Below are 12,236 nucleotides of genomic sequence, written 5' to 3'. Positions count from 1 at the left end.
TCGTCCATACAGTTGGGGCACCAGGAGCCCATAATCTGTATAATCACCGGCTTACCGGCAAATTTCGGATCTTTCATGGTCCATTCTTTTCCACTTGGGTCGGCAAATTTGAAGTCGACTGTTTCGAAACCGGGTTTCATGAAAGTCAGCTTCACGGGATCAGGCAAGGTAGCATTCGGGTCCAAAGTTGCATTCCAGCTTCTCAATCCTTTAATGCCCGACCATAAAGTCCCGCTCATTTTTCCATCTTTTACCGCGGCTTTGAAAAGTTTTGCATTGGACCCGTCGAATGTGGATAAGTACAAACTGTCGCCATTCACACTTCCTGTCAGGTAACGGTAATCACCGGTTGTTGTCAAAAATGAGCCTGATACTTCTGTTCCTTTCTGCGTCAAAGTTCCAAGCGCCTGGGTAGAGTCGCCGGTTTCGTCATTGATAAAAACCGTGGCCCATTTACCGGAAACATTCTGCGTGCTCTTTGCTTGTCCCTCTTTAAAGAATGTATGTTTCTCCCCGAATTTCGCCTCAAATGGCAGCGAGCCCGAAACTGCTCCGTTCGCCAGGCGGTAGTAAGTACCCCTTAAGTGCTCCTCGTCTGCTTTTGCCACGATTTTAGCATCAAAAAGCTGCATTGTAATCACGAGTGAATCGTTTTCGAAATATGCAGTATCCATGCTGAGTTTTTCCTCTCCGTTCAATGCGTAAACGTTGTAGGTCTTCCCGTCTGCATTTTTGGATATATCGAGTAAAAACGGAAGTTCCTGATTGTCACGGCTGAGCGTCGCCCGCCAGATGCCGTTTTTCAGATTAGCCTCGGAGGTGGATTTGCAGCCGATTTGAAACACTAAAAATAAAAGGGAGGCTGCTGAAATGATTGCTCTCATAAACAGTTTGTTATAGTATAAATAGGAGTGCAGCAAGAAAATTAAATCCGATGTAAGGCGCAATTCCTACGATCTAAAATTGCTAAGTTTGTAACTGCCGCCTGGCGAAAATTAGTTCCTAAAAACGTTTCTTTTCACAATGGATCAACCAAGTACCTATCACGAACCTGTTATGTTACAGGAATGTCTTGAGGGATTGCAAATTGATCCGGCTGGTATTTACGTCGATGTTACTTTCGGCGGAGGCGGGCATTCCCGGGCCATACTCGACCAGCTTACAACCGGCCACCTGTTTTCATTCGATCAGGATCCCGACGCAGCAGTCAATGCGCGCGCCTTCAAGGAAGATAACCGCTTCACATTGGTCGCAGCCAATTTCAGGCATTTAAAACGTTACCTGAAACTGCATAAAGCAGAGAAAGTAAATGGAATCCTGGCCGACCTGGGTGTTTCTTCACATCAGATCAATACACCCGAAAGAGGGTTTTCCACACGATTTCAGGCTGATCTGGATATGCGGATGAACCCGAGCGTCGACAAAACAGCGCGCGAAGTTTTAAATTCGAGATCTGCGCGCGAATTGCAGCGCATTCTCGGGATGTACGGGGAGGTTACCAATGCAAAAACCGCGGCCGACGCAATCTTTGCGGCACGCCACAATGCACCCATTGAAACAGTCAACGATTTAAAGGATGTGTTGCTTCGATTTGCGCCAAAGCATCGTGAAAACAAGTATTTCGCGCAGGTTTTCCAGGCATTGCGCATTGAAGTAAACGACGAGCTGCTGGTGCTTGAAGAGTTTCTCTCGCAGGTTCCGGAGGTACTTGCTCCCGGTGGCAGACTGGTCGTGATGTCGTACCATTCGCTGGAAGACAGGCTTGTCAAAAATTTTATACAAAAGGGAAAGTTTGACGGAGAAGTTGAAAAAGACTTTTACGGAAATGTTTTAAAACCTTTAAACAGCGTTACCAGAAAGCCTGTGGAGGCAACTGAGGAGGAAGTAGCGAGGAATCCGCGTGCCAGAAGTGCGAAGTTGCGGATCGCCGAAAAAGAGCAGGTTTTTGCTGAGTGAACGATAATTTGGAGGAATTAGAATGGCAGAGAACAAGAGAAAACCGAAACCGATTGCGCCCAAACCGCCTAAGCCACCCAAGCGTAAGCGGGAATATCACCTGTTTAACTGGCTCAACAAATTTTTACCGCTCGACAAGGTTTTCGGAGATAAAACGCCGGGCCGTGAAGAGCGGCTTCCTGTTAAATATTTCTATTATTTTGGCTGGGTTGTGATTTTGCTGGTTGCCTATGAACGCATTGGCTTCCAGTCTGAGCAATATGTGCGGAACAGCATTAAGCTGAAAAAAGAAGTGGATGATTTGCGGGCCGAGTACCACTCTGTCCATTCCGAATATCAGAAAAGCAAAAAACAGTCGGTTATTATCGAAAAAGTGAAGGCGACCGGCCTGGAAGAGAACCTGACCCCTCCCAAAAAGATCTTTGTCAAGGCAGACGAATATTAATCCGCATTCAACTCTGAAAATCGTCAATAGTAATTTTTTCTTCCCGGTATGAAGAACGAAATCGAAAGTGGTCAAAACAACAAGAAGGCACTTATCAACAGGGCGCGGACTGTCGGCTGGCTGTTGTTCGTGCTGGCTATACTTGTTTTCGTAAAGCTGATCCGTGTACAGTATTATGATGAGTTCAAAGGCAAAACCTGGGCTGAGTATTCTGTTAAGAATGACCTGAAACTGGATACGATTCCTGCGATGCGCGGGAATATCTATTCAAATGATGAAAGCTTGCTGGCTACTTCGCTGCCGTACTATTTTGTTGGTCTTGACACGAAAGTGGCCGACTCTACCTACTTCTACGATCACCTGGATGAGCTCGCTTCCCTGCTCGCAAAAAGCTTTAAGGAAAATACAGCGGCGGGTTACCGCAGTAAGATCCTGAGGTATCGTGTAAGCAAATCGAAAAGGTACCTGCGCCTGAAAAGTCGGGAGATCAGCTACCTCGAACGCGAGACAATCAAAGAATGGCCGTTTTTTGCCAAAAACAGAAAAGGCGGCGGCGGGAAATTTGAGACAATATATAAACGCTATAAACCTTACAGCCCCATGGCCGACCGGACAATCGGCGGCATTGATCCGAAAACCGGGCGGGGCTACATTGGTCTGGAAGCCAGTTTTGACAAAATACTGGAAGGAAAATCGGGGATCGGTTGGGTTGAAATGGTCGAAGGCGGAATGAAAATCCCGGTGGGAGATGCATTGAATGTACAACCACAGGCCGGCCGCGACGTTTACACCACGCTCGATATGAAGATCCAGGATATGGCCGAGATTGCATTGCGCCGGAAGCTGACGGAAATGGATGCGGACTTTGGTTCTGTGGTAATCATGGAAGTAAAAACAGGCGAAATCCGCGCGATGGCAAACCTGACCAAACGGGGCGACAACAAGTACGAGGAAGTTTTCAACTATCCCGGCTCGACTTTCAAGCTGGCTACGATGATGGCGCTGCTGGAAGAAACCCACATGGATCCTGACAAGATTATGGTAAATACCGGAAATGGCGCAATGCGGTTTCGGGCCAATATCATCCGCGATGCACACCGCGGTGGTTTTGGGACAATTACAGCCTCGCAGGTTTTGGAAAAATCATCCAATATCGGGATCGTGCAGCTGATGATGCGGTATTTTGCCAACAAACCGGATAAGTACCTGTCTTACCTCAAACAATTTCACCTGACCGAGCCGACGGACATTCAGATGAAAGGAGAAAAGCCGCCGCTGATACGTACACCTGCTTCAAAGCAATGGAGCTCCTATTCTATGTACTACATGGCGCATGGTTACGAAATGCAAATGACGCCACTCCAAACTCTGGCTTTCTATAATGCAGTGGCGAATGACGGTTACTGGGTGCGGCCGATGATCGTGAAGGAGATCAGAAATGCAGAGGAGATTGAAGATAAAATGGAACCTTATGTAACAGAAAAGCCGATCTGCTCGCCGGAGACAGTCCGCAAAGTGAAGAAAATGCTTGAAGGAGTTGTGAATAACGGTTTGGCAAAACACATTAAAAGCGACTTGTACCAGATTGCAGGAAAAACTGGAACTGCCCGGAAGCTGATCAACGGGATTTATACTGAGGGAAAAAATTATACTTCGTTTGCAGGTTACTTTCCTGCCGATAAACCCAAATACAGCTGCATAGTAGTGATCGATAATCCGAAAAGCTCGGGTGCAGACTATACCCGGTATGCAGGAAGTGTGGCTGCGCCGGTTTTCAAGGAAGTAGCCGACCGCATTTATGCATCCGAAGTGGGTATCCAAAAACCTGTGAAAGATTCCATTCCGGAAGAGTCGAAGCCGATCAAATGGGCAGGCAGAACTTCGGACCTGAAAGTGATCAGCAAAGAATTGAAGCTTACCCCAGCGCCGGAAGATGCAGAATATGCCGCGGCGTCACTTTATAAAAAAGGAAAAACAAACTGGCGATCGGCCGATGTTTTGTCAAAGGAGGTTCCCGATTTGCAGGGAATGTCCATGCGGGACGCGCTGTACCTGCTCGAAAACAAGGGATATAAGGTGACTTTCAAAGGTTCCGGAAAAGTGGTGGAGCAATCGCTGCCGCCGGGAGCCAATAAGGAGGGGATTAAAACGATACTATTAACTTTACAATAACGCCTTGATGGACAGCAATCAGGATAAGAAATTAAGTACACTTCTGACAGACCTGAAAGGTGCCCGCGTGACGGGTTCTGACGATATAATCATTAATGCACTGGTACTCGATTCGCGGAAGATTCTGCCGGGAAGTCTTTTTGTAGCACTCCGGGGGACGCAGACGGACGGGCACGAGTACATCGGGAAAGCCACAGAACTGGGCGCCAGCGCGATTCTGTGTGAGGAACTTCCGGCAGAGATCAGCGAAAATGTGACCTACATTCAGGTGGAAGATTCAGCTGCTGCAATGGGCCTGATCGCCGCTGCTTTTTACGGACATCCTTCCAGGAAAGTAAAGCTGGTTGGGGTTACGGGAACGAATGGAAAAACCTCCGTTGCTACTTTCCTGTTCCAATTGTTCCGCGCACTGGGCTACCGCTGCGGGCTGCTTTCTACGGTTCAGAACCAGATTGAAGATGAGGTAATCGCTTCCACGCACACCACGCCGGACTCCATTGCATTAAACCATTTGCTTGCTCAAATGGTGGCGAAGAACTGCACGCACGTGTTTATGGAAGTAAGCTCGCATTCAGTGGCGCAGCACAGGATTACAGGCCTGCACTTTGCGGGAGGTATCTTTACCAACATTACCCACGATCACCTCGATTTTCACAAAACCTTTGACAATTACATTGCAGCTAAAAAAGGCTTTTTTGATCAGTTGCCGAAAAGTGCATTTGCATTGGTGAATATCGACGACCGCAGAGGTTCTGTAATGGTACAGAACACGAAGGCGAGAATCGAGACTTACTCGCTGCAGACTTTGGCGACATTCAAAGGAAAGATCATTTCGGATACGCTGGCGGGCATGCACATGGACGTCAATAACCAGGAAGTCTGGTTCAGGGTGATCGGCAGGTTTAATGCTTATAACCTGCTATCTGTATACGGAGCGGCGGTTTTGTTGGGTGAAAAGGAAGATCTGGTACTGACAGAACTATCAAACCTGAAAAGTCCTCCCGGCAGATTTGAACAGTTCCATTCCGCCGATGAGATCGTCGGGATTGTAGATTACGCACATACACCCGACGCGCTCGAAAATGTGCTTGAAACGATCACGCATTTACGCAATGGAAATGAGCAGGTAATTACAATTGTAGGTTGCGGCGGGAACAGGGACGCTGAAAAACGGCCGAAAATGGCTGCTATTGCGTGTAAGTTCAGCAATAAGGTGATATTAACTTCGGATAACCCGAGGTTTGAAGATCCGATGGACATTCTGGAACAAATGCAAAAAGGAGTTCCGCCATTGGATTATAAAAAAACCACTACAATCCCGGACCGGAAAGAAGCCATTTTCAAAGCCGGACTTTCGGCAAATCCGGGGGATATTATTCTGATTGCAGGAAAAGGCCACGAGAATTACCAGGATGTCAAAGGCGTGAAACACCATTTTGACGACAAGGAAATTTTGCTTGAAGTATTCGAAAAACGCTATGCCAATTAAAAATACAGCTGGTTTTTGCGTAGTCTTGGAAAAGCCCCAACTTTGCAGCCGTCACCCCCATTAAGCTTTTTTCATGCTCTATTACCTATTTGATTATCTGGACAGGCACTTCAACATACCCGGCGCGGGGGTATTCCAGTACATTTCTTTTCGTGCGCTGGGAGCAACTGTTCTGTCGCTTTTTATTGCTGCCACTTATGGTAAGTCGATAATCAATTTTTTGAGGAGAAAGCAAATGGGCGAGTCGATCCGTGACCTTGGACTGGCCGGACAAATGGAAAAGGCAGGTACTCCAACAATGGGCGGTTTCATCATCCTGGCCTCACTGCTGATTCCCGTAATTCTTTTTGCAAAACTCACCAACGTGTACATCGTATTGCTGATCATAACTGCCCTCTGGACAGGATTGATCGGGTTTATCGATGATTATCTGAAAAAATTCAAGAACAATAAAGACGGGCTGCACGGCCGCTTTAAAATCGTGGGTCAGGTTGGTTTGGGCGTGATTGTGGGAGTTACGCTTTCTTTTAACGACAGTGTGCGTATCAGGATATATGACCAACCGTTACTCAGTTCAAGTTTAGGCGAGGTTCAGCGGTACCGCGATATTATTCACCCGACAGTTACCACGATCCCGTTTTTCAAGAACAATGAATTTGATTACAAAACCTTGCTTTTCGGCTGGTTACCAGAGGAATATACCTGGGTGATTTACACAATCATCGCCATTTTTATTATCACTGCCATTTCAAACGGAGCCAATATCACCGACGGGATCGACGGACTTGCAGCCGGAGTTTCGGGCATTATTGCATTGACACTGGGCGTGCTGGCTTACCTTTCGGGAAATACCAAATTCTCGCAGTACCTGAACATCATGTACATTCCGAACTCGGGAGAGCTGGTAATTTTCTGCGCCGCATTCATCGGCGCCTGTGTCGGGTTTTTATGGTACAATGCGTACCCTGCTCAGGTATTTATGGGCGACACGGGAAGTTTAATGCTGGGCGGAGTAATCGCGGTAGTTGCATTGGCAATCCGGAAAGAATGGCTGATCCCCATTATGTGCGGGATTTTTATTGCTGAAAACCTCTCGGTAATTATGCAAGTCAGCTATTTCAAATTCACGAAACGAAAATACGGCGAAGGCAGGCGCATTTTCCTAATGTCACCGCTGCACCATCATTATCAGAAAAGAGGTATTCACGAATCAAAAATCGTGACCAGGTTCTGGATCGTAGGGATTATCCTGGCGATTTTGACGCTGGCTACTTTGAAGCTTCGGTAACCCCCCAACCCCCCTTTGAGGGGGGCTAACCTTTCATAAGCCCCCTCTCAGGGGGTTGGGGGTGACAAGCCTACCGCCCCACCTCCTCACTATACCTCCTAGGATCATACCCCTTTGCGAACAATGGATATTGATCAAAAATCCTTCTTACAACACTTCGGTAGTGGTTATTGGAGCCTTCTACGCCTTTGAATATTCCGGAAGCATAGCCTCTCCAAACCACCTGGTCACTTTCTGCATCGATCAATGAAACGATCAATGTGCCTTTGTCCAATGCGTATTTGATAGGTTCGTAACGGAAACCGTCATTTTCTGTATCTACCCAGTTTTTGATTACGGGTTGCATATAGCCCTGGTAGCGCAAGTTATCGTAGAAAATACCGTAGTTAACCAGCAGCGTAGGTTTGTCTGCGGTCAATTTGTAGCCGCGTACCTGCATTTGCCGGCGGATTGCTTCGTAGATTTCGGTACAAAGGTTATTGGTATCCCGCTCGCATTCCAGGAATGTATAGGAAGAATAGTCTTTGAAGTTGGTTTCGTAACTGTAATCGTGCTCCACGAACACTTTCCGGCCACTGGAACAGCCGGCAATTATAATTACAAGCAGCAATGCAAAATAGATAGAAATAGACCTCAGCATAAGCATTTAATTTGTCAGGTTGAATAAAATATATCTGTAAACGTTTGATACAAAACATTCTAACCAATAACTTATAACTGACTCCTGGTAAAACTATCCCAAATAATAAGCTATTGATTTACGCATTTCAGGAGCTGTAACTACGATATCATATGCGCATTGCCCTGCTCCTTTCAGCAATGAAAACCGCACTTCTTTTCCTCTGTTTTTCTTATCCTGCTTTGTCAATGTGATGATCTCTTCCACGTCTTCCGCGCTGATTTTTACCTTTCCGTAAGTGGCAAAAATGAACTCCTCGATCTCTGTCAGCAAATCCTGCGTGATCATTTTTCGCTCAAACGAAAGGTAGCTTTCCATGATCATCCCGATTGCAATTGCTTCGCCGTGGTAGAGCCTTTTGTTTGCCGGTTTGTTTAAAAAGCAGGTTTCAACCGCGTGTCCAAGTGTGTGTCCGAAATTCAGAATCTTACGCAAGCCTTTTTCTGTCGGGTCTTCATCTACTACGCGCTGCTTGATCTGTACCGAATGTGCGATCAGGTCAGGCCATTTTTGCGCTTCAAAATCCCTTTGTCTGATTTCCTCCCATTTCGCCGCATCTGCAATCAGGCAGTGTTTGATGATTTCGGCAAAACCCGACCGTATTTCCCTTTCAGGCAAACTTCCAAGAAATGCAGGGTCGATTAAGACACTTTTTGGAATGTTAAAAACACCTAAGTGATTTTTAAATCCCTGAAAATCAATTCCCAATTTCCCTCCAACACTGGCATCAACCTGTGAAAGCAAGGTCGTCGGCACCTGTATAAAATCTATTCCACGTTTGTAAACAGCAGCGCAAAATCCGCCCATATCCCCGATCACCCCGCCGCCTATATTGATCACCAGCGCGTGCCGGTCCAGCTCTTCTTTCGTCATCGCCTGCCAGATCTTTTCGCAGGTCGATAAGGTTTTATTTGCCTCCCCGCTTGGCACGGTTACGACGGTATGTTTTGGTAAAATGTCTTTCAAAGTCGGGTAGCAATACTTTCTGGTATTACTATCGGCAATTACTACGACTTTCGAATAATTGGTGGCACTTAAAAACTCCGGTAAACTTTCGCTTATCGGTGCAATGGTAACTGACTGATTCATTCCAGGTTGAATTGAGACAAGCTCATCACAGATACGATGAGCGCATCCAAATGGATGCGTAGATTTCACGTTTTTTGGAATAAAATTCGGAAAATCTCATTTAAAGATAGGAATTATAATGTTTATCAAAAATCGCTTTTCATATTGTCAATCAGAAAAATTTTCCCCACTTCACAATTTTCCGTCAACGTTGTCCCACAGCCGCTCGTTTGCATTTTATTTCGTAAAATTGCCATTCAAATTTTTAGCGACTGATCTAATTTTTCTCTCAACGAATGAGTGCTGCACTGATCTCAGGAATCCAACAAGTAGGAATAGGTGTTCAAAACGTGCCCGACGCATGGAAATGGTACCGGCAGGTATTGGGGTTTGACGTTCCGGTTTTTGACGAAAAGGCAGAAGCTCCGTTGATGATTCCTTATACAGGCGGAAAAGTGCAGCAGCGGCATGCCGTGCTCGCCATTAATATGGCAGGTGGCGGTGGACTGGAAATCTGGTCGTTTACAAGCCGCCAGTCACAACCGGCCAGCTTTAAGATTGAACCGGGTGATTTAGGAATTAATGCAATCCGCTTCAAAGCGCCCGATGTGCATAAGGCGCATGCGTGGATAAAAAGCCAATCGAACGGAAAAGTAGGTCCGATTGTGAAGCTGCCAGAGGGCGAAGGTTTTTGGGGAACTGATCCTTATGGCAATATTTTTCAGATTACAACCGATAATACCTGGTTTCAAAAAACGGGTTCACCTGTTGGCGGCGTTGCCGGTGTGGTAGTCGGCGTTTCGGATATTGATCAATCTTTGAAGTTTTATAAAAGCTTGTTGCAGCCATTGGAAGTGGTTTATGACGAAACAGGTGTTTTTTCGGATATCCCGTCTTCACTGCCCAACCAGCAGTTCCGCAGAATGCTGCTCCGCAAGAAATTCACGCCCGAAGGCGCATTTAGCAAGTTGTTAGGCGACGTTCAGATCGAGCTGGTTCAGGCGCTCGACCGGACTCCTAAAAAGATATTTGAAAACCGGTTTTGGGGAGATTGCGGCTACATCCATTTGTGCTTCGATACGCTCGACATGAACACATTGAAAAGCAAACTGCAGACGCAGGGTTACCCATTTACGATCGATAGCGAAAGCTCTTTCGGAATGGAAGCCGCGGCGGGCCGTTTTGCCTATCTGGAAGATCCCGACGGAACTTTGATCGAGCTGGTAGAAACGCACAAAGTGCCGATTTTGAAGAAAATTGGCTGGTTTATGGATTTACAAAAAAGAAAAACCCAGAAGCCGCTGCCAGACTGGATGCTCAAAACAATGGGCTTTGGTCGTGTGAAAGATTAACGTTTCAGTACTTTGTACCGGCTCCCAACCAATGCAAGTAGCGGCAAGCCGAAAAATACAATGAGTGCCGCAGGCCAGCCTGCAAATGCGCCAATGATCAATGCAAGCAGTGTAACGATCACGGGATACAGGTACAGCAGCATTCCGAAAAGTACAGAATCATAGAATACAGACCGGCCGATTAACTGGGCGGTCTTTTTTGTGAAAAAGGAATAAAGCGGCGAGTGGATCAGCCTGCCCAACGCGCCTAATGCTTTTCCGATTGGATTAGTACGCGGCGGAACTGTGCAGTCACTGAAAAATGCATTCAGTATGCTTGTGCGATCCTGAATTGTTACTTCGGCAGGGATAGTCAGGATTACCTCATTCATTCTTCTTTCCAAAATCTCATTAAACTCCCGAAGCCACTTTTCGTATTCCTGCGGACTGGTTAAAATCTCCGCCTGACTTATCGGCTCGCCAAATTTCAATGCGACGCGTTTATGAGGGCCGTGAAAATTTTCATAGTTGAGCCCGGTCGGGATTACTTTCATTTCAGGCAATGCATCTTCTCCAAACCAGATTTTGTAGGCCATTCGTGCAGTACCTTTTCCAAGCGGCCGCAACCGCCATTCGTTGACACAAATACCTTCCGAAAACACGACTACCGCATCGTTTTTCTTCAATGCGTCGTGACTTTCCTGTTCGGTAACATCATGATTTTTAACATATTGCCTGCCTTCCGAACCCCGGAATACAGGAATCAGGTTAATTTGACGTAACCAGAATGCAGCTGATTTTTTCCTGAAAACATCGCCACGGGTTAAGGTATGAATGGGCTGGCTGAGCACTGAACCAATTACAACCGCATCGAAAAACGAATCGGGGTGGTTAGAGGCCAGCAGCAGCGGCTTTCCCTTGGGCAGTCTGTCGAAATTGGAAACGCAAAGCTTTCTCAGATAAATTGGCAATGCCAGACGAACGAGGAAACGGGAGAAGTAGTAAAACAAAATTCGGGCGGTAAGTTTTTACAAAATTATGGGATTATTTTTTTATTTATCCAGTCGGCTAACCTTAATCGGCGCATTGAAGTTGCTAACTTTGAAACTGCTTATAACTGGCTATAAGAACATCGACAGGCTAAATTGTAACATATAAAGCAATGCGTTTAAAAGATTATCCGGCAATTATCCGTCAGGCCTGGGCCGGTTTTGATAATTCGATCGGGGTCAAATTTGTAGAGGATATCAGCGCGCGGGTATCTACCAATCACGTGTTCAGGGTAACGCTGGATAACGAAGATAAGGTAATCGCCAAGTTGTCTTATTTTGGTAAATACGAGCATTTTAAGGAAGATCACCGCATTATTCAGGCACTTTCAAACAACCTGCTTTATCCGTTTGAAAACGTACTTGCCAAATCGCTTTTCAAAAATAATCAGGTTTATACCTACCGGTACCAGGAGGATTTTGTGGATACCTGGGTTGTTTTTTACAATCCGATCCGCGCTGCAAACCGCCTGCCGCGTCGCCTGAATGAAGACCAGATCAGAAAGCTGGGTGCCGAGGCTGCCAAATTTCATCAGGCTTGTTTCCGCGCCGGGAAGTCCATTCCTAAATCTTCCAAAAACCTGCGCACGGACATTCAGCATTTGCTGGACATTCTGGAAACAGATACCGGCCAGTACGAGCACCGGGGTTATATCAATATCTTGAAAAGGCAATGCGATATATTTATGAAAAATATCCAGCGCCTGAATGTCAGCGGTTTTGACTTAATGCCCGTGTTTGTAGACTGGAACATCGGGA

The 12,236-nt window shown here is 46.3% G+C and carries 10 protein-coding genes and 1 pseudogene; 7 read left to right on the top strand and 4 right to left on the bottom strand.

Features of this window, described 5'->3' with window-relative positions:
- The coding region (locus ACTIE6_RS05650; protein ID WP_439555702.1) for a TlpA family protein disulfide reductase at positions 1-884 on the bottom strand (884 nt) is incomplete at its 3' end.
- Between the two features lie 139 nt (positions 885-1,023).
- Here ACTIE6_RS05650 and rsmH point away from each other — a divergent pair.
- The 5 genes from rsmH (at position 1,024) to mraY (ending at position 7,350) form a co-directional block, all read left to right on the top strand.
- Complete coding sequence (rsmH, locus tag ACTIE6_RS05645; protein WP_439555701.1) at positions 1,024-1,956, top strand: 16S rRNA (cytosine(1402)-N(4))-methyltransferase RsmH; 933 nt, start codon at positions 1,024-1,026, stop codon at positions 1,954-1,956.
- A 22-nt stretch (positions 1,957-1,978) separates the two neighbouring features.
- Positions 1,979-2,401, top strand: coding sequence for an FtsL-like putative cell division protein (locus tag ACTIE6_RS05640; RefSeq protein WP_439555700.1), 423 nt, complete (start codon positions 1,979-1,981; stop codon positions 2,399-2,401).
- Positions 2,402-2,449: 48 nt separating this feature from the next.
- Entirely contained in the window at positions 2,450-4,573 is a 2,124-nt protein-coding gene (locus ACTIE6_RS05635) for a penicillin-binding protein (protein WP_439555699.1), read from the top strand.
- 7 nt (positions 4,574-4,580) lie between these two features.
- The gene (locus ACTIE6_RS05630; RefSeq protein ID WP_439555698.1) at positions 4,581-6,062 is read left to right on the top strand and encodes a UDP-N-acetylmuramoyl-L-alanyl-D-glutamate--2,6-diaminopimelate ligase; all 1,482 of its coding nucleotides are present in this window, start codon (positions 4,581-4,583) and stop codon (positions 6,060-6,062) included.
- Between the two features lie 73 nt (positions 6,063-6,135).
- Complete coding sequence (gene mraY, locus ACTIE6_RS05625; RefSeq protein WP_439555697.1) at positions 6,136-7,350, top strand: phospho-N-acetylmuramoyl-pentapeptide-transferase; 1,215 nt, start codon at positions 6,136-6,138, stop codon at positions 7,348-7,350.
- Positions 7,351-7,420: 70 nt separating this feature from the next.
- Here the strand turns inward: mraY and ACTIE6_RS05620 are convergent, their stop codons facing one another.
- Together ACTIE6_RS05620 and aroB are read right to left on the bottom strand one after the other, a co-directional pair.
- Positions 7,421-7,996 (bottom strand): DUF4136 domain-containing protein, encoded by a 576-nt coding sequence (locus ACTIE6_RS05620; protein ID WP_439555696.1) that lies wholly within the window; start codon positions 7,994-7,996, stop codon positions 7,421-7,423.
- 87 nt (positions 7,997-8,083) lie between these two features.
- A complete protein-coding gene (aroB, locus tag ACTIE6_RS05615; RefSeq protein WP_439555695.1) occupies positions 8,084-9,118 on the bottom strand; it encodes a 3-dehydroquinate synthase in 1,035 nt (344 codons plus the stop codon).
- Positions 9,119-9,393: 275 nt separating this feature from the next.
- Here aroB and ACTIE6_RS05610 point away from each other — a divergent pair, with 275 nt between their 5' ends.
- Positions 9,394-10,449, top strand: coding sequence for a VOC family protein (locus ACTIE6_RS05610; protein WP_439555694.1), 1,056 nt, complete (start codon positions 9,394-9,396; stop codon positions 10,447-10,449).
- Here ACTIE6_RS05610 and ACTIE6_RS05605 read toward each other — a convergent pair.
- Positions 10,446-11,438, bottom strand: coding sequence for a 1-acyl-sn-glycerol-3-phosphate acyltransferase (locus tag ACTIE6_RS05605; RefSeq protein ID WP_439555693.1), 993 nt, complete (start codon positions 11,436-11,438; stop codon positions 10,446-10,448). The genes ACTIE6_RS05610 and ACTIE6_RS05605 overlap by 4 nt on opposite strands.
- 152 nt (positions 11,439-11,590) lie before the next feature.
- Between ACTIE6_RS05605 and ACTIE6_RS05600 the strand changes: the two are divergent.
- Positions 11,591-12,236: pseudogene (locus ACTIE6_RS05600) on the top strand (hypothetical protein); the annotation flags it as partial.

This window comes from Dyadobacter sp. (assembly GCF_051859145.1).
Lineage (GTDB): Bacteria > Bacteroidota > Bacteroidia > Cytophagales > Spirosomataceae > Dyadobacter.
The sequence above is the reverse complement of the archived record's forward strand: the minus strand, read 5'-3'. Positions and strand labels throughout refer to the sequence as shown.